General features: G+C 55.3%; 16 protein-coding genes. 15 read left to right on the top strand and 1 reads right to left on the bottom strand.

What is annotated here, in order from left to right:
* Positions 1-216: 216 nt before the first annotated feature.
* The 14 genes from HCR03_RS10790 to HCR03_RS10730 all read left to right on the top strand — a co-directional run bounded on the left by HCR03_RS10790 (position 217) and on the right by HCR03_RS10730 (position 15601).
* Positions 217-1755, top strand: coding sequence for a sugar ABC transporter ATP-binding protein (locus HCR03_RS10790; RefSeq protein WP_066644536.1), 1539 nt, complete (start codon positions 217-219; stop codon positions 1753-1755).
* The gene (locus tag HCR03_RS10785; protein WP_187034216.1) at positions 1752-2762 is read left to right on the top strand and encodes an ABC transporter permease; all 1011 of its coding nucleotides are present in this window, start codon (positions 1752-1754) and stop codon (positions 2760-2762) included. Before HCR03_RS10790 ends, HCR03_RS10785 begins: the two co-directional genes overlap by 4 nt.
* A complete protein-coding gene (locus HCR03_RS10780) occupies positions 2759-3799 on the top strand; it encodes an ABC transporter permease (RefSeq protein ID WP_066644541.1) in 1041 nt (346 codons plus the stop codon). Before HCR03_RS10785 ends, HCR03_RS10780 begins: the two co-directional genes overlap by 4 nt.
* A 62-nt stretch (positions 3800-3861) precedes the next feature.
* The gene (locus tag HCR03_RS10775; protein ID WP_066644543.1) at positions 3862-4995 is read left to right on the top strand and encodes a substrate-binding domain-containing protein; all 1134 of its coding nucleotides are present in this window, start codon (positions 3862-3864) and stop codon (positions 4993-4995) included.
* A gap of 85 nt (positions 4996-5080) precedes the next feature.
* Positions 5081-5962, top strand: coding sequence for a 3-hydroxy-5-phosphonooxypentane-2,4-dione thiolase (gene lsrF, locus HCR03_RS10770; protein WP_066644560.1), 882 nt, complete (start codon positions 5081-5083; stop codon positions 5960-5962).
* A gap of 309 nt (positions 5963-6271) precedes the next feature.
* Positions 6272-7381: a GGDEF domain-containing protein gene (locus HCR03_RS10765; RefSeq protein WP_083210022.1), complete on the top strand. Its 1110-nt coding sequence runs from the start codon at positions 6272-6274 to the stop codon at positions 7379-7381.
* Between the two features lie 137 nt (positions 7382-7518).
* Positions 7519-8538 (top strand): M42 family metallopeptidase, encoded by a 1020-nt coding sequence (locus tag HCR03_RS10760; protein WP_187034215.1) that lies wholly within the window; start codon positions 7519-7521, stop codon positions 8536-8538.
* A gap of 1 nt (position 8539) precedes the next feature.
* Positions 8540-9505, top strand: coding sequence for a leucine-rich repeat protein (locus HCR03_RS10755; RefSeq protein ID WP_187034214.1), 966 nt, complete (start codon positions 8540-8542; stop codon positions 9503-9505).
* A 24-nt stretch (positions 9506-9529) separates the two neighbouring features.
* Positions 9530-10897: a vWA domain-containing protein gene (locus tag HCR03_RS10750; RefSeq protein ID WP_228724947.1), complete on the top strand. Its 1368-nt coding sequence runs from the start codon at positions 9530-9532 to the stop codon at positions 10895-10897.
* On the top strand, positions 10887-12398 hold the full coding sequence (locus HCR03_RS10745) for an AAA family ATPase (RefSeq protein WP_187034213.1): 1512 nt from the start codon (positions 10887-10889) through the stop codon (positions 12396-12398). The genes HCR03_RS10750 and HCR03_RS10745 overlap by 11 nt, the downstream gene beginning before the upstream one ends.
* A 186-nt stretch (positions 12399-12584) precedes the next feature.
* Entirely contained in the window at positions 12585-12989 is a 405-nt protein-coding gene (locus tag HCR03_RS20315; protein ID WP_330600999.1) for an MFS transporter, read from the top strand.
* Positions 12967-13878 carry an MFS transporter gene (locus HCR03_RS10740; RefSeq protein WP_330600998.1) on the top strand — a complete coding sequence of 304 codons (912 nt, stop codon included), beginning with the start codon at positions 12967-12969 and terminating at the stop codon, positions 13876-13878. Before HCR03_RS20315 ends, HCR03_RS10740 begins: the two co-directional genes overlap by 23 nt.
* 22 nt (positions 13879-13900) lie before the next feature.
* Positions 13901-14341 carry a GNAT family N-acetyltransferase gene (locus HCR03_RS10735; protein WP_187034212.1) on the top strand — a complete coding sequence of 147 codons (441 nt, stop codon included), beginning with the start codon at positions 13901-13903 and terminating at the stop codon, positions 14339-14341.
* A 168-nt stretch (positions 14342-14509) separates the two neighbouring features.
* Positions 14510-15601 carry a GH25 family lysozyme gene (locus HCR03_RS10730; protein WP_187034211.1) on the top strand — a complete coding sequence of 364 codons (1092 nt, stop codon included), beginning with the start codon at positions 14510-14512 and terminating at the stop codon, positions 15599-15601.
* Positions 15602-15765: 164 nt separating this feature from the next.
* On the opposite strand, the gene HCR03_RS10725 is transcribed toward HCR03_RS10730, so the two are convergent.
* Entirely contained in the window at positions 15766-16734 is a 969-nt protein-coding gene (locus tag HCR03_RS10725) for an FkbM family methyltransferase (protein WP_228724946.1), read from the bottom strand.
* Positions 16735-16866: 132 nt separating this feature from the next.
* Here HCR03_RS10725 and HCR03_RS10720 point away from each other — a divergent pair, with 132 nt between their 5' ends.
* Positions 16867-17979, top strand: coding sequence for a uridine kinase family protein (locus HCR03_RS10720; protein ID WP_175391683.1), 1113 nt, complete (start codon positions 16867-16869; stop codon positions 17977-17979).
* The last annotated feature ends 15 nt before the right edge of the window (positions 17980-17994 follow it).

The raw sequence follows: 17994 nt of genomic DNA, 5'->3' as shown, positions 1-17994 counted from the left end.
ATCAGGAATAAGTTGTTGAATACAGCGACGAACAGCCGGTTAAAACAAAAACAATACTAAAATTTACGGAATACAAAAATGAAAAGTGTTGACATTTGTTTTAAAATATCGTATGATGAGGACAAGATAAAAATCAATCGCTCAAACATTTGTCTACTATTACAGGAAGCCAGATTTACATAGTAATCTGCATTTTCTGTGGATGGAGGGGGAAAAATGGCAGAATCCCAAAAAAAATTTTCTGATCAAGCAATTATTTCTGTCCGCGGGATTCACAAAGCATTTGGGCTTAACAATGTATTGAAGGGCATTGATCTGAATGTCAATTCCGGCGAGGTGGTTGCGCTGATCGGCGGCAACGGCGCCGGAAAAAGCACCCTGATGAAAATTATCATGGGGATCCATCAGCCCGACCGCGGGGAAATTTACGTCGATGGCGAAAAGGTAAACCTTACAAAGCCGTCCGTCGCGCTTAGCAAGGGAATTTATATGATTCCGCAGGAGCCGATGCTTTTTCCGAACATGACCGTTGAGGAAAACATCATCGCGGGCTTTCGTGAAAAAGCGGCCGACCTTCACGTAAGGCTGGTGAACCAGATGAAGGAGATCGGCTGGGACCTGGACCTGAACCGCAAGGCGAACAGCCTGTCCATCGCCGAACAGACTCTGGTCGAAATTCTGCGCGGGCTGCTCCGCAATTCCCGCGTGCTCATCTTTGACGAGCCGACCAGCGCGCTGACCTTTGACGAGGTGGAAAGCCTTTTTAAGTGCATCGCAACCTTAAAGGCCAGGGGAATCGGAATTATTTACATCACGCACCGCCTGACGGAAGTGTTCGACATCGCGACCCATGTCGCCATTATGTGCGACGGGGTGATTACCCTGAACGGGCCGGTCGGCGACTTTACGCGCGAAATGCTGGTAAAGGGCCTGCTGCCGCCGAACATGGCGGAGCAGAACGAAAAACGGCAGACCGCTGAGCGCGCCGAACTCGATTACCAAAAGCTGAAGCCTGTTTTCGAACTGAAGTCTTTTTCCGGCTATGGTTTCAGCAATATTAACCTGGAAATCTATCCGGGTGAAATTCTGGGCGTCGCGGGAGTGGTCGGAGCCGGAAGAACCGAACTGGCCACCACCATTTTCGGCATGGATAAGGTCCTTGGCGGAAGCGCCATCCTGGACGGGCGCGACATCACGGGACTGCCGACCAAAAAGGTTCTGGAGGCCGGCATCAATTATGTGCCGGAGGACCGCCACCTTTTGGGACTGTTTAAAATCAGCGACATTGCCGCGAATACGACCTCGGCGATGCTTTCCGATTCTTCCATGGGAAAAATGTTCCTGAACGGGAAGGCGGAATATGAACTGACCCGGAAATACGTCGACGATTTCAGAATCAAAATCACGGGGCAGGATCAGCTGACAGGCAGCCTTTCGGGCGGAAACCAGCAGAAGATCGTGATTGCCCGGGCGCTTTCCACGCAGCCCAAGCTGATTATTCTGGATGAGCCCACCCGCGGCATCGACGCGGCGGCCCGCGGAGACGTCTATACGATCATTCATCAGCTGAAGGAACAGGGCGTCGCAATTATGCTGATCTCATCCGACATAGAAGAGATTATTGAATTGGCCGACCGTGCCGTAGCGGTCTATCAGGGGCACATCAATCTGGAATTCAACAAGAAGGAAATCAACCAGGATAATTTGATGGCCGCCGCCTTTGGCGTGACCGGAGGAAGGAAGGCGGAAGTATGAACACCGTAAAAAAAATCCTGAAAATACGGGAAATGACCAGTTTTCTGTTTCTCATCGCGCTATTCGCGGGAGTCGGAATGGTAAACAGCTCGTTTCTGTCCCCGACCAGCCTTTTGAACTGTTTTAACGACAGCGTCGTCTTTACGCTTCTCGCGGTCGGCATCGCGTTTGTCATCCTGACCGGGGAAATCGATGTTTCCATCGGCGCGATCCTCGGCCTTTCCGCCGCGGTGACCTCCACGCTTCTGCGCAACGGAAGCAGCTGGGCCGCCGCATTCCTCGCCGGGGTCATGGTGGGCGTCGTGACCGGCGTCATCAACGGCTTTGGCGTGGCGGTTCTGAACATCCCGTCGCTGATCTTTACGCTCGGCACCATGGGACTGTTCCGCGGAATGATTTACGTCTATACCGGCGGCGCATGGGTGGAAAACCTGCCGGCGCCCTTCACGATGCTTTCCAAAGCCAAGCTTGTGGGCGACCTGACTGCATTCTATGCCGTCGTGCTGGCGTTTGTCATCCTGGCTCATTACATTCTGACAAAGACACGGCGGGGCAAGTATTTCATCGCCGTCGGCGACAACGCCGCGGGCGCGACGCTGATCGGAATTCCGACCGTGAACACGAAATTTGTCTCTTATGTTCTCTGCGGTGTGTTTTCGGCGGTCGCGGGCATCCTCTACTCCTCCCGCATCGGTTTTATCACACCGACCGCGGGCAACGGATATGAAATGAAGGCAATCGCCGCCTGTGTGCTGGGCGGGATCAGCCTGACCGGCGGCCTCGGCAGCCTGATCGGGGCTTCCATCGGCGCGGTCATCATGTCCTCCGTCAGCCGTATCCTGGTGTTCCTGGGCTTTTCTTCCGATTACGACAATACCATTACAGGAATTCTCCTGATCGTGATCGTGGTGGTGGACGCGGTCTCTCAAAACCGCGCCGCGGTCAAAAACCGTCATATGCGCCTGGCGGCCCGGGCGCAGTCCAAGAAAGGAGACGATCAGAAATGAAAAATTCACCTTTGGAAAGCCTGAAACGGGGCGTGAAAAGCTGGGAATTCGCTCTGCTGATGATCCTTTTCCTGGAATTTGTCATCTTCGGGGCTAAAAACAGCAAATTTTTAAATCCTAATATATTGCTGGGCAGTGTCAACGACATTATTTCCATCTGCATTATCTCTCTGTTCGTTACGTTCGTGATGATCACGGGCGGAATCGACATTCAGGCCGGCGCGATCGTCGGGTTTACCTCCATTATTGTCGGCGTCGTCTGGCAGGACGGAGGCCTCAACATCTGGGCCGCCTGCCTGATCGCCGTCATCGCGGCCGCCCTGTGCGGCGCGCTTTCCGGGTTTTTCGTGGCTTACTGCAATGTTCAGCCGATGGTTGTGACGCTGGGCGGCGGCTTCCTTTATTCGGGGCTGGCTCTCCTCGTTGCCAAACTGTCGGCGACAGAAAGCTATAAAGGAATCAGCGGATTTCCGGACTCATTCAGACAGATTTCTCAGTTCAAGCTGTTCGGCGTGATTCCGGAGCAGGTCATCATCTTTGCGGTTCTGACGGTGATTGCCTACCTGCTGCTGCATAAAACAAAGTACGGCAGAAAGGTTTTTCTGGTGGGAGTCAATCCGCGGGCCGCGGAGTATTCCGGCATCAACAGCCGGCTTGTGATCATGAGCACCTACGTGCTTTCCGGAATCAGCGCGGCAATCGCGGGAATCGTTCTTACCTCTTATCTTGACACCGCGAAAAGCGATATCGGCGCAACCTTTACTCTTCAGATTATTACGGCGGTTGTTCTGGGCGGCACGCTCAGCACGGGCGGCAAGGGCAACGTAATCGGCACCGCGCTTGCGGCGCTGGTCATCGGAATCCTCCGCTTCGGCCTTCCGCTTTGCTTTAAGATCAACACGCAGTACCTCGACATCCCCGTCGGGCTTCTGCTCCTGATCGTGATTACGGCCCGTTCGCTGGCGGGCAACTCGAAAGTGGTTCGTTTCATGAACGGCGTGATGCCCCGCGGATGGGGGAAGACCGCGGCGCATTAATTTCAAGCGGCTTTTGGTGTAAAAAGCCATATTAATACAAAATTTTGTAGGAGGTTATTGTAATGAAAAAGGTTCTTGCACTTGCACTTGCAGCATCGATCATGGCAACGTCCCTTGCCGGCTGCGGCGGCAACGGCGGCTCGTCCGGTTCCGCCGCGGAGTCAAAGGCGTCTTCGGGGGCGTCCGCGGCCGCGGGAGACAAATCCGTGAAAGGAAAAACAGTCGTTTTTATCCCGAAGCTGACCGGCAACGCGTTCTTTGAATCCGCCAATGCCGGCGCACAGGAATATTCCAAACAGTGGGGCTTCACGGTTGATTACCAGGGCAGCCCGAACGCCGCGGTTGCGGACGAGGTACAGGTGGTCAACAATGCGATCGCCAGCGGCGCGGACGCAATCTGCATCTCTTCCGTCGACGCGACCGGCCTTGACTCCGCTTTGAAAAAAGCGAAGGACGCGGGCATGACGGTCGTCACATGGGATTCCGACGTCTCCACGGACGCCCGCGCGCTGATGGTTTCCCAGGGAACGCCGGACATCCTCGGCAAAATGCTGGTTGACATGAGCGCCGATTCGCTGACAAAGCGCGGCAAAGACGTTTCCAAAGACGCAATCAAATACTGCTGGCATTACTCACAGGCGACCGTGGCGGATCAGAACTCCTGGCAGGCCGCGGGCGAAAAGTATATCAAAGAAAAATATCCGAACTGGGTCAATGTGGCTCCCGACAACTACTATTCCGAGCAGGACGCTGAAAAGGCTGTTTCCGTCGGCGCGTCCATTCTGGAAGCCCACAAGGACATCGATCTGATCGTCTGCAACGACTCAACGGCATTGCCGGGCCAGTGCAAAGCGGCTCAGAACGCGGGCCTGACCAAAAAAGACATCACAATTACCGGCTTTGCTTCCCCGAACTCCATCCGCGACTACTGCAAGGCGAACGTCATCGAGCAGTGGGGTCTGTGGGACTGCGGCATCCAGGGCGCGATGGGCTGCTACCTGGCGGCGTACCTTGCGGCGGGCAACACGGTGAAGGTCGGCGACAAGATCAACATCCCGAGCATCGGCGAAGTTGAGGTTATGCCGAACGACAGTCTGGTTCCCGGAGCAAAAACGACCGATACCAACAACGGCGTCGTCCTGCTTCCGGAGCGCGTTGTTTTCAATGCTTCCAACGTAGACAAATACAACTTCTGATTGACTGTGAACTGACCTTGCTGTAAAAGAAGATCGTTTACAGAGAATCAGTAATACAACTAAACAAAAAAGGAGATCTGAAATTATGGCTGACAAGGAAGGACTCAAGGTTGCGAAGGATTATTCCGTAGATGTTCCTTTTGCAAATCAAGGCAGTTTTCATGTTAAGGGTGCGAACAATCTTGACTGGGGTATGAAAAAGCGCTTATCCAATATTTTCGACCCCAAAACGGGCAACACGGTCATGTTTGCCTTTGACCACGGCTATTTCATGGGATCAACCGCGGGGCTGGAGCGTTTGGACCTGGTGATTCCGAAGCTGATGTCCCACGTAGACGTTTTAATGGGAACCCGCGGCGCGCTGCGTTCCTGCGTGCCGCCCGAATGCGGCAAGGCGATCGCGCTGCGCGTCACCTCCGGTTCCTCCATGCTGAACGACGACCTTTCGCATGAAGTGAACGCGGTCGATCTTGAGGACGCGGTCCGAATGAACGCGGACTGCATGGCGGTGCAGACCTTCATCGGCGCCGACGGGCAGCTTTCCAGCATCGACAATCTCTCGCAGATGATCAACGCGGGCCTGCGCCACAGCATTCCGACGATGGGCGTTGTCGCCGTCGGCAAGCAGATGGAGCGCACGGACCGGTTTTTTAAGCTGGCTACCCGCATTCTGGCGGAAATGGGCGCCAATATCATCAAGACCTATTATTGTGAAAAGTTTGAAGAAGTTGTGGCCGGATGCCCGGTTCCCCTTGTTGTGGCGGGCGGAAAAAAGCTGCCCGAAAACGAGGCGCTGACCCTGGCGTACAAAGCCATCAGCGGCGGCGCACGCGGCCTTGATATGGGACGCAACATTTTCCAGAGCGAACATCCCGTTGAGATGGCCGAGGCCATCCGCAAGGTTGTCCACGAGGGCTTCAACGACAAAGAGGCTTATGAATTCTATCAGGACGCGATTCACGGATAACCGGATCAAAATCGAAAAAGACCGTCGGCAGGCACGCTCAAAAGTTTTTGCTTTTGGGCGTGCCTCTGTTCGTGTACCGAAAGCGACGGCGGCGCCGGTGAGACCGGGTGAGCTTTGGCGTTCGGCAGCATTTCAGGCGGCTTTGTCCGAATTGAGTTTATCTGGTTGTAATTGGTCCAGTATGGGAATATAATAGTGGAAACGCCGCGCGGTATTTGCGGATGTTTCGAAAACTCTGTGCCGAGGATTTTTCCAGATCGATCGCGTGCGGAAATCCGGTCGGGAACTTCATAAAAAGGTATTGAAAACGTGGAGCATTTTGAAAAAACATATCGAAACTGGAGAGTGCTGCTGTTTCGCGCCAATATCATGATCGCGTGCATCATGATTCTGGTGGAGTTCTTCATGTACTTTATCATCCGGGAAAACGGCCTGACCCTGCCGTCAATGAGAAGGTATCTGTTCCGTTATCTTCTGATTCCGGCCGCCGCGAATACGGGTGCGATTCTATCGGGATATCTGCTTTTGAAGCGAAGGCCGGATTCCGGGCTGGTGAACTATATCCCGCCGGTTCAGCTGGCGTTTATCTGCATGGTCGCGGCAAGCGTTCATTATATTTTTTCCATCACGTTCGGCATTTTCGGCATCCCTATTTTTACGACGGTGATTTACAGCGATCAAAAGCTGACCAACCGCGTCAGCCGAGTCTGCTATTTGTTTTTGACGGTTTCGCTGATTTTCAGAAGGTTTTCTCCGCCCGAATTCGGCATGGATCATTTTTTTGCGGAGGAGGCCATCATCGCTTTTGTCATAGTTTTTCTGTGCAAAAAAGTCTGCAACGTCATCATAGAGTTTCAGGAGGAGAAAAGCGGGATCCTCGCGCGGAGCTACCTCAGCCAGCTGAAAATGCAGGACCAGCTGAACAGGGACCAGAAAACCGGCCTTTACGGCAACACGATCTTTATGAATACGCTGGACTGCATGGTAAGATCCTCTGCCGAAACAGGGGATAAGATTGCTCTGGCGGTGATGGACATCGACGATTTCAAAAAGGTCAACGACACGTTCGGCCATTTAAACGGCGACAGCGTGATTCATGCGATTGCGGAACTGATGAAACAAAACGTGGATTCGAACCGCTTTACGGCAAGGTTCGGCGGCGAGGAATTCGCGGTGATTTTTACGGGCGACGCGGCGGACGAAGCCGGCCTCTTTCTGGAGAAAATCAGGCTCGAATTTGAAAAACTGACCTATGAGTTTACCCGGGAACCCATTACCGTCAGCATCGGGCTGGCGGCGTGGAAAATCGGATGGACTTCGGAAGAGCTTTTCAACCATGCGGACACAGCCCTGTACGCCGCGAAAGACAAGGGCAAAAACCGGGTCGAGGTTTTTCAGGAGGTTCGGCAGGAAGACTGAACCGTGCGCTGCGGATTTTTCCGGCGCACGGAAAGCCGTTCTCCGTTAACAGGCTGATTGCAAATCTGGGGAAAAATAAGCAAAAGAATCTCGTACAGAATCAGTAGGAAAATGAATAAAAATCAGGGAGCGATGAGATGAAATATATTCTGGACCAGTTAAAACAACTGACTGCGATCGACAGCCCGAGCGGATTTACCAACGACGTGACCCGGTACACGATGGAGCAGTTTGAAAAGCTTGGCTTCAAGCCGTACCTGACCAACAAGGGGTGCGTTGTGTGCGGCCTGGGCGGCGAGGGGAATCCGGTGATTCTTTCGGCGCATATCGATACGCTCGGCGGCATGGTTGCGGAGGTGAAGAAAAACGGCAGACTGCGCATCACAAACATCGGCGGCCTGAACGCGAACAACTGTGAAACCGAAACCTGCCGCATCCGCACGCGCGGCGGAAAGACCTATGAGGGAACCCTCCAGATGAACGACCCGTCCGTTCACGTCAACGGCAAATTTTCCGAGCAAAGCAGAACCTTTGAGGATATGGAGGTCGTGGTGGACGAGGATGTAAGGGAGAAAAAGGACACCGAGGCGCTCGGAATCCATACCGGCGATTTCGTCTGCTTCGACCCGCGCACGGTGGTGACCAAAAGCGGATATATCAAAAGCCGTTTTCTCGACGACAAGCTGTCCGTCGCGATCCTTCTGGGCCTTGCGAAGCGAATCAGCGAAAAAAAGCTTATCCTGAACCGGAAGGTTTACGCCTTTATCACGGTTTATGAGGAAGTGGGCCACGGGGCCTGCGGCGCCCTGCCCGCCGACGCGAAGGAAATCATCAGCGTCGACATGGGCTGCGTGGGAAAGGGTCTTGCCTGCACCGAGCGCATGGTCAGCATCTGCGCCAAGGATTCCCGCGGGCCGTACGATTACGAGGTTACGACGGAGCTGGTTCGTTGCGCGGAGCGGGAAAAACTTGACTATGCCGTGGATATTTATCCCTTTTACGGCTCCGACGCGGACGCCGCGCTTGCGGCGGGCTACGACCTGAAGCACGGATTGATCGGGGCCGGGGTCTATGCTTCCCACGGGTACGAGCGGTCCCATTCCGACGGCGTGAAGAACACGCTGAAGCTGCTGGAGCGTTACCTCGGAAAGGACTGACATGAAAATACGGTATTACCCCGTGCCGGGAGGCGCTTCCATCCTTTCCTGCACCGGAACCGGAAGCAACGTCCGTATTCCGGAGAAAATCGGCGGACTGCCGGTGACAGGGATCGCTCCTTACGCGTTTTCCTCCAATGAGGCCGCGCAGGCGCACCTGCCCGCGGGGACGAAGCTTCTGGAAGCCACGGACGGCGAACCGGAGGCGCCCGGCCGCGAGCGGTGTCTGGGAGGGGAATCCCTGCGGGAACTTTTGCTGCCGCCCGGAATCCGGTCCATCGGGGAATACGCGTTTTATAACTGCGTCGGTCTTTCGCGCGTCGGCCTTTGCGCGGGGCCGGCGCTGGTCGGCAACGGGGCTTTTATGAACTGCCGGGGCCTCAAAGAAATTCTGATTGCGGCTCCTTCGGCCGCACCGACCTGTCTGCCCGGCCTTCTGGAAGATATCCAACAGGAGGTGCGCGCCGTGTTCCGCTCCAAAGAGGGCGATTCCGTCTGGATTTTCCCGGAATACTACGAAGAGTCCGTCGAAAACGGCCCCGCGCGCATCTTTGAGCATTTTATCCACGGGGCGGGCTTTCGCTACCGGCAGTGCTTTCGGGAGGACATACTCGACGCGGAAAGCTACGACGCCCAGTTTCCGATTGCCCGGAGCGAGACCGACCCGGAAACGCTGCTGAGAATCGCTTTGGAAAGGCTCCACCGTCCGGTCCGCCTGACGGCGGCCGCGAAGGGACGGTACCTTGCCTTTCTGAAGGAAAAAGCGGAGGACGCCGCAAGTCTCCTTATCCGCGACGACGACCCGGAGGGCCTTTCTTTCCTGGCGGAGCGCGGAGCTTTCACAGCGGAAAGCATCGGCCGCGCGGCCGAGGAAGCCGCGCGGCTGGAACGGGCGCGGTGCCTCAGCGTTTTGCTTCAGGAACGGCACGCGCGGTTTGCCGCGAAGAAAAAGACGTTTGACCTGTAGGGCTTTTGGAAAGGAGGGTCGCAGGTGGAAAACGAAACATTGGAGCGGGTGCAGAAAATCGGCGGACAGATTCTGACGGCGTCGCGGACGGAGCTGTATCTTCAAATGCGCTTTTTTGACGTCGCGCTCAGCGCGCTTTCCTATCAAATGACGCCCGGCGCGCGGTTTATGGGAACGGACGGAACGAGCCTGTTTTACGACCCGGACCGTCTGTTTTACAGTTACCGCCGCAATCCGGTTCTGGTCAACCGTGTGTATCTGCATCAGGTGCTGCACTGTGTGTTCCGCCACCTTTGGAAAAAGCCGGGGCAGGACCGCGGACTGTGGGACCTTTCCTGCGACATCGCGATGGAATCCGTTCTGGACGGCATTTCGCAGCGCTGCGTGCGGCAGCCGCCCTCCTGGTTCCGGAGGAATTTTTACGGTACGATGCGGGAAACGTTCCAAGTCCCAACCGCGGAAAAAATCTATGAAATGCTGCTGAAAATGCGCCTGACCGACGACGCGCGCGTCCAGTTGGAACGGGAATTCCAAATCGACGACCACTCCTTCTGGCCGGACCCGGGAAAGCGCCCGCCCGCCGGCGCGCCGAATCCCCGGCAGAAATGGGAAGACATCAGCAGGAAGATGCAGACCGCCATGGAAACGCTTGCGCAGGACCCCGCCGAGCACGCAAAAGCCCTGCTTTCGCAGGTTCGGGTGGAAAACCGGGAACGGTACGATTACCGCCGCTTTCTTCAGAAATTCGCCGTGCTGAGGGAAGAGCTGCGGCTGGACCCGGATTCCTTCGACCCGGGCTTCTATTCCTACGGGATGCGCCTTTACGGCAATCTGCCGCTGATAGAACCGCAGGAAACGCGCGAAACCCGAAAAGTCGAGGAGTTCGTCATTGCGGTCGACACCTCGATGTCCTGCTCCGGCGCGCTGGTGCGTTCGTTTCTGGAACAGACCTATTCGATCTTAAAAGATACGGAGAGCTTTTTCAGAAAGATCAATATCCATATCATCCAGTGCGATGAAACCGTCCGCTCCGACCGTAAAATCACAAATGAAGAGGAACTGCGCGGCTACATGGAGCATTTCGAGCTGATCGGCAGCGGCGGCACCGATTTCCGTCCGGTTTTCCGCTATGTGGACGAGCTGCTGCGGCAAAAGGAGTTCCGCTGTTTGAAAGGCCTCATCTATTTTACCGACGGCCGGGGCGTCTTCCCGAAGCAGCGGCCGCCTTATGACGCCGCGTTTGTCTTTCTGCGGGAGGACTTCACCGACGCCGACGTGCCGCCGTGGGCGATGAAGCTGATTCTGGAGCCGGGCGATCTGGAGAAGGGAACGGGCGCGGCGGAGGAAAACCAAGACGAGGACTGGGAGGATTTGCCCCACTATGAATATTAAACAGGCGAAAGAAGAGATTCAGAATACCGTCAGGGCGTACCTGCAGCGGGATGAAAACGGCAATTACCGCATTGAGCCGGTTCGTCAGCGTCCGGTGCTGTTAATGGGGCCTCCCGGCGTCGGCAAAACACAGATCATCGAGCAGGTCGCGCGGGAATGCGGGGTGGCGCTGGTCGCCTACACCATTACGCACCATACGCGGCAGAGCGCCGTCGGACTGCCGTTCATTCAGAAAAAATCCTATGGCGGCAGGGAGTACTCCGTCACGGAATACACCATGAGCGAAATCATCGCTTCCGTCTATGACAAAATGGAGCGGACGGGCATCCAGGAGGGCATCCTGTTCATCGACGAGATCAACTGCGTTTCCGAAACGCTGGCCCCCACCATGCTGCAGTTTTTGCAGGGGAAGACGTTCGGCAACCAGAAGGTGCCGCGGGGCTGGATCATCGTCGCCGCGGGGAATCCGCCGGAATACAACCGCTCCGCGCGGGAATTTGACATTGTAACGCTGGACCGGGTGCGGAAAATCGATGTGGAACCGGACTTTTCCGTCTGGAAGGAGTACGCTTACCGCCAGTCGGTTCACGGGGCCATCCTGTCCTATCTGGAAATCCGCAAAGAAAATTTCTACCGGATTGAAACGACGCCCGACGGAGTCGCGTTCGCGACGGCGCGCGGATGGGAAGACCTTTCCGAAATGATGAAGATGTGCGAAAGCCTCGGGCTTGAAGTCGGACAGGACCTTGTCTTGCAGTATATCCAAAACCCGGCGGCCGCCAAGGACTTCGCCAACTATTATGAGCTTTACAAGAAATACCGGGAAGATTACCGTGTCGATGAAATACTGAACGGGAACATTTCGGAGCGCGCGGTCGCGATGCTGCAAAAGGCGCAGTTTGACGAAAAGCTGAGCGTGATCGGGCTGCTGCTGAGCCGCCTGAATGAAAAATTCCGCGAGGCGTTCCTGACCGACCGGCTGACGGAAGCGGTCTTCGGCCGGTTGAAGGAATGGAAGAAGCAGTTGGAGGATCAGGCCGCCGAGCCGGGGACCGCGCTCCGGCAGCTTGCGCGGGAAGCGGAGGATTCGCTGAACCGGCGAAGGGAAAACGGGCAGACCGGGCGGGATGAGGAAGCGGCGGAATACGGCTGCGTCCGCCTGCTGGAACAATACGCGCGGGAGCTGATCACCGCAGAACCTGAAACGCCGGAAGCCGCGTTCGCATTCGTCAAAGAGAGGTTTGCGGAGCAAACGGGGCGCAGAAGTATGGAAATCGACCGGGTCTCCGCCATGCTGCACCGCGCGTTTGATTTTATGGCGGTGGCGTTCGGCGAAAGCCAGGAGATGGTCGTGTTTGTCACGGAGCTGACGGTCGGGTTTTACAGCTCTAAATTTATTCTGGAAAACGGCAGCGAGCCGTATGACCGCTGGAACCGCAAACTGCTGCTCGGCGACAAAAGACGGGAAATCTTAACGGAAATCGACGGCCTTTCCACCTGAACGGGGGAATTGCCGAAAAATCGGGGGTGAGAACCATGCGGCGTGCGCCGTTTCTTATGATGAATGCTTTCACTCTGTACAAGGTCTGACAAAGGGCGATGCCGGTACAGAGCGCAATTACAGGATCGTCCGCGTCGGGTTTTGTACTTTTTGGTATATAAAGATTACTGAAAAGGATGGAACCGAGTGAAAAAAAATCAGGATCGAACATTTTTGCTGTTCTGGCTCAGTCAATCCATATCGGAGCTGGGCAGCTCCATGACCGGATTCGCGTTGATTTTGTGGGCTTATGCACGGACGCAATCCGCGATGACCGTGTCGCTGTTAACCTTCTTTTCCTATTTGCCGTATGTCGCCGTCAGTTTATTCGCGGGGGCATTCACCGACCGGCACAGGAAGAAACCAATTCTCCTCTGGACGGATTCGATCGCGTCGCTGTGTTCTCTGACCGTGCTGGCTTTATTTTTCACGGGCAAATTTGAAATCTGGCAGATTTATCTGGTCAACGCGGTTACCGGGGCGATGAACGCGTTTCAGCTTCCGGCGACGGCTGTCGCGGTTGGGAGGCTTGGTTCCCCGGGAACAGTATGAAAAAGTCAGCGGAATGAATTCGTTTTCAAAATCCATGATTACCGTTGCGACGCCCACGCTGGCTGCGTTCGCCAGTTCGTTCTTTGGCCTTGCGGGAGTGCTTGCGTTTGACCTGCTGACTTTTTTCTTTGCCTTTTCGGTTCTTCTGTTCCGGATCCGAATTCCGGAGCACCGGGCACATCGCGAGCAGACCGAACGGCGGCACCTCTTAACGGACTGCCGGGAGGGGTTTCGTTTTCTGGTTAGCCGCAGGGGTCTGCTTTCGCTTATTTTCAGCATGGCGGTCATGAATTTCTTTTCCAACATTACATATGAAAACATCCTGCCTGCCATGATCCTTTCGAGAAGCGGGCAGAACGAAATGACACTGGGCGTTGTCAGCGGATTGATTGGGTTTGGCGGTGTCCTTGGGGGACTGATTGTCTCCTTTGTAAAATTGCCCGAAAATAAAATCCGCCTGATCTATTTTTCCGCCGCGTTTTCTTTCCTGTTCGGCGACGTCCTGATGGGACTGGGGCGGACGGTGCCGGTTTGGATTGTCGCGGCGCTTGCCGCGAGCGTTCCTATTCCGTTTGTCGCGGCGGGCCAGAATGTCATTTTATATCACACGGTGCCGGAGGAAATTCAGGGGCGGGTTTTCGCGGTCAGAAATGCCGTTCAGTTCGGTACCATCCCGCTGGGAACGCTGCTGGGGGGAGCGTTGGCCGATTACGGATTCGAGCCCTTTTTGAAAAGCCGCGCGCCGCTTGCCACTGCGCTTCAAAGGCTTGTGGGCTCCGGCGGCGGCAGCGGAATGGCGGTCATGTTTCTGTGCACCGGGGTTCTCGGGTTTTTACTGAGCGTATGCTGGTATCGGAACCGGAATCTGAGAAGCCTTCGGGAAAAATAATGAATGGGGGAAAAACGCCGGTATGGTAAGAAAAATCAGGGAAGACGACCGGGAGGCCTATCTCGAAATGGCGGAGGATTTTTACTCTTCCGACGCGGTCTGCCACAAAATACCCCGGCGGCATTTTGAAGCCGCGTTTCAGGAGCTGATGCGTTCGCGGGAGTACGCGGAGGCCTATTTTCTGGAGTACGGGAACCAGACGGCGGGTTACGCGCTGCTTGCCAAAACCTTTTCGCAGGAGGCGGGCGGCATGGTCGTTTGGATTGAGGAGCTGTATGTCAAGCCGGAATTCCGCGGCTGCGGGCTGGGACATGAATTTTTCGCTTATTTGAAAGAGCATTTGCCGCCGGATGTGAAACGGGTGCGGCTGGAAGCGGAGCCCGCGAACCAAAAGGCGATTTCCCTGTACCGCAGGCTTGGGTTCGAGGATTTGCCTTACTGCCAGATGATTCGGGAGGAATAACGGGCTACAGTTTGAAGCCCGTGCTGGACGCAATGCTGAAATGGGGAAGCGGGTACAAGCGGAAAGCAAATTCCAAGTAGGACTTTTGCTAAGCTGGATGATATTGACAGTGAGTTCCTCCGCGCGTATAATGGGTGCGAATGAAAAATCAGAAACAGAGATGATAACATGAAGAAAAAATGGATTTCCCTGCTTATAACGCTGGTGCTGGCACTGTCCGCCGCAATCCCGGCTTCCGCCGCGTCGGCGGCGAACGTGATGCTTCCGGCAATCAGCGCGTCGGGCATGAACCTTGCCGTGGGGGACAGCGCTCAGCTGACCGTGTCGTTCCGGGGCGCGGATGTTACCTACGGGATGCTTTGGAATACGAATAACCCCGCCGTCGCTTCGGTTGAGCACGGTACGGTAAAAGCGGCAGGACCCGGAGCCGCTCTGGTCACGGCGACAACGGGAGACGGCCGCAGCGTAAGCTGTACGGTTCGGGTCGGCGTGAAGGGAATCGACGTTTCCCAGAAACAGGAGACGGTCGACTGGAACACAGTGAAAAACAGCGGTGTCGGCTTTGCAATTCTGCGCGCCGGGTACGGCGACGAGCTTTCGCAGGCGGATACCGCCTTTGAAGCGAATTACGACGGGGCTAAGGCGGCCGGGCTTAAGGTCGGCGTTTACTACCGCAGCTATGCCCTCGACGAGGCGGACGCGGTCAAGGAAGCAAACGTGTGCCTGAGTATTCTGAACGGAAAAACGCTTGATTATCCGCTGTTCCTGGATATTGAGGAAGACTCGCAGTACGCATTGCCTGCGGAGCAGGTATCTGCCATCGCCGCGGCGTTCTGCAAGACGGTCGCGGACGCCGGGTATCGGGCCGGTGTGTACAGCTATGCCGATATGCTCAGCAACAAGCTGACCGGCTCCGTGCTTGCGCCTTACGATAAATGGGTCGCCCATGTGGACGTGAGCGCGCCGCGCTACAGCGGGAATTATACCGTCTGGCAGTACTCCCATACCGGCACCGTGCCGGGTGTTTCCACCCAGGTGGACTTGGATTATTCCTACCGTGATTATCCGAATCCCGCGCCGCAGGCCCGGGATATCTCGCTGCTTTCCGACAGCCCGTCCGCGATTACCCTGCAAAAGGGAAAAAGCTATACCTTCAAGTTTACGCCGAACGGCATTTCCGGGCTTCCGGCCTTTTCCAGCGGCAATTCCGCGGCGGTAAAGGTCGTATCCCGGAAAAACGCCGGGGGTGCTGGTATGTGAAGATTACGGCGGCGGGCGCCGGCGCCACTTCTCTGTATTCAACCGTTTCAGGCGAAAAGCCCGTGCGCCGCTGCGTCGTGACGGTCGTTTGAGCCTTTGAAATCAAAAAACCGCGCCATCGCCGGAAAACGGCGGGCGCGTTTTTTATTGCCAGAGTTTTTTCCTCAGACGGCGTAAAGAAGATATTCGGTCGGCAGCAGGGCGTTCCCGTAATAACGCAGATAAAAACGGTAGCTGGGGTCATATCCCTCGATCATTTTCGCCAGCTTCCATAGATCCTTGTGATTGTGATAGACGCTGAGGGCCAGCTTCGGGTGATGGTCCGCAATCTGCCGGCGGCAGCCCAGGAGGGCCTGTTCTTCCGCCCCCTCGATATCCATTTTGATGAACGTGACCGGCTCTTTGATGTCGTCGTCAATGGCAACGGTCGGAACTTCTATGTCGCCTGTTTCCACAAGCTGCGCGATGGAGGAAACGGAATCCGACGGTCTGTTCAAATAAAGCGTACCGGGCTTGTCGGCGGCTCCTTTATTTCTGATCTCAACGTTTTTCAGCTTGTTCTGCTCCACGTTTTTTTTGATCAGATCTATGTCCGCGGGCAGAATTTCGTAACAGTAAATTCGTTTGTAGCAATCCTCTCCGAAGGTTCTGATATAACTGAGAACGGTGTCGCCGGTGTAGGCGCCGATGTCCACGAACACCTCGTTTTTATCGCAGCGGACCAGGTCGAGGTCGAAGTACTGCGGAAACGTATGGTCCTGAATCTGCGCGATGCGAGGGTATTTCGACATCAGCCAGTAATACAGAATATTGGTCAGGATCACGCGGGAACGGTAATCGCCGAGTCGTTGATAAAGCCACTCGAAGTCCTCCATGTGGCCGTTCAGCGCCTGCGCCCGGTTTTCCGCCAGCTCGCGGATACCGTACTGCGGGGCGTAAAGTCCCCAGAGCTTATACTTATTGTAATAAGCGATGGCCGCCTGGTAGTTTCGTTCGTCATTCTGCTTAAAGAACGCCAGGTTCCTTTCCACTGCGTCCTGTACTTCTTTTTCGTTGAAAGGGCTGAGAAAGTCCGCCAGAGCTTTAAACTCCCGGTCAACCTGGGTATCCGTTTTCCCATTTGTTTTCGACATTGTGATTCCTCCCGAAAATAGGTATGCCATTCTATGCGGCGGCTGTTATTTTAGTGACAAGTATTTACGGTCAGGTCGACATGCCCCCGCGCCTATGCTATAATAAATTAGAATGACTCTTGGAGGGATATTATGGAAGAGGAGCTAACCGAAGTAATCCTGTGGCACAGCAGGGCGTATCCTCATATGAAGCCCGCTGATTATGTAAAGCTCCTGTATCAGAATGAATTCGGGTGTTCCCACTTTTTAAAGGATCCGGGACAAAGTCTGGACCGGCTGAAGGAAGAATTTTTTTCCCTGCCGGCACCAAAGGGGAACACAGGCCGAGGGCCTCGGATGGAACCGATCGGAAACGAACTTTGCCGGGTTTTCCTAGAGCCCGGCCAGCAAACGGAGGAATTCCTCCCCCTGCTGAACCGGATGCAATCCGCGACGGCGAGAACATACGAAGGAAACCGGATGCGGTTTCAGAAAAAACTGAGCCTGCTCAGGAATATGGCCGCGAAAGGGCAGCTCACCGTCGGCGGGGAGGAGATGGACGCTTTTCTCTCGCGGTACGTTTCCTCCGGGTGCGAACCGATCGGTCACAGCCCGGAATATCAGAAATACTACTCTCCGCATTACCGGGTCGCAAAGGCTGCCTATTATGCTTATCTGCCGGTTTTCAGGGCCGTCATGAAGCTGACCGCTTCCCACAATGTTAATGCGCGGCGGCCCGTTCTTCTTGCGCTGGACGGAAGGTGCGGAAGCGGAAAGTCTTATCTGGCCGGCCTTCTCCGGGAGGTGTTCGGCTGCAATGTGTTTCATATCGACGACTTCTATGTTCCGCAGGAGCGCCGCGATGCGGACTGGATGAAACAGCCCGGAGGAAACATTGACCGCGAGCGCCTTCTGAAAGAGGTTCTGCAGCCGCTGCGCGAAGGGCGAAAAGTCGTCTATTGCCCCTATTCCTGTCAAAAAGGGGCGATGCTGCCGCCGGTGGAGGCGGAGCCGAAGCCCCTCGCGGTTGTTGAGGGGAGCTATTGCCTTCACCCGGACTTCAGGAACTTTTTCGATTATCGCGTCTTTCTGACCTGTCTGCCGAATGTGCAGCAGAGAAGGATCTTTCTTCGGGGCGACGGAAAAAGGCTGCATGATTTTCTCGAAAAGTGGATTCCGGCCGAGGAACGGTATCTGGAAGAAATGAAAATCGGCGATTTCTGCGATCTGGCTTTGGATACATCCGGATTTGAGGATTTTGCCTGACGGGAGGAGAAGAAC

Origin of the sequence: Caproicibacter fermentans (assembly GCF_014303955.1) — a bacterium.
In the GTDB taxonomy this organism is placed as follows: Bacteria; Bacillota; Clostridia; order Oscillospirales; family Acutalibacteraceae; genus Caproicibacter; species Caproicibacter fermentans.
This window is presented reverse-complemented; position numbering and strand designations above follow the sequence as displayed.

Bases quoted from the DNA above. Each gene is read 5' to 3' on its own strand.
- HCR03_RS10730 (WP_187034211.1), top strand. From the start codon at position 14,510: ATGAAGAAAAAATGGATTTCCCTGCTTATAACGCTGGTGCTGGCACTG.
- HCR03_RS10785 (WP_187034216.1), top strand. From the start codon at position 1,752: ATGAACACCGTAAAAAAAATCCTGAAAATACGGGAAATGACCAGTTTT.
- HCR03_RS10720 (WP_175391683.1), top strand. From the start codon at position 16,867: ATGGAAGAGGAGCTAACCGAAGTAATCCTGTGGCACAGCAGGGCGTAT.
- HCR03_RS10725 (WP_228724946.1), bottom strand. From the start codon at position 16,734: ATGTCGAAAACAAATGGGAAAACGGATACCCAGGTTGACCGGGAGTTT.
- HCR03_RS10775 (WP_066644543.1), top strand. From the start codon at position 3,862: ATGAAAAAGGTTCTTGCACTTGCACTTGCAGCATCGATCATGGCAACG.
- HCR03_RS10745 (WP_187034213.1), top strand. From the start codon at position 10,887: ATGAATATTAAACAGGCGAAAGAAGAGATTCAGAATACCGTCAGGGCG.
- HCR03_RS10760 (WP_187034215.1), top strand. From the start codon at position 7,519: ATGAAATATATTCTGGACCAGTTAAAACAACTGACTGCGATCGACAGC.
- HCR03_RS10735 (WP_187034212.1), top strand. From the start codon at position 13,901: ATGGTAAGAAAAATCAGGGAAGACGACCGGGAGGCCTATCTCGAAATG.
- HCR03_RS10780 (WP_066644541.1), top strand. From the start codon at position 2,759: ATGAAAAATTCACCTTTGGAAAGCCTGAAACGGGGCGTGAAAAGCTGG.
- lsrF (WP_066644560.1), top strand. From the start codon at position 5,081: ATGGCTGACAAGGAAGGACTCAAGGTTGCGAAGGATTATTCCGTAGAT.
- HCR03_RS10790 (WP_066644536.1), top strand. From the start codon at position 217: ATGGCAGAATCCCAAAAAAAATTTTCTGATCAAGCAATTATTTCTGTC.
- HCR03_RS10755 (WP_187034214.1), top strand. From the start codon at position 8,540: ATGAAAATACGGTATTACCCCGTGCCGGGAGGCGCTTCCATCCTTTCC.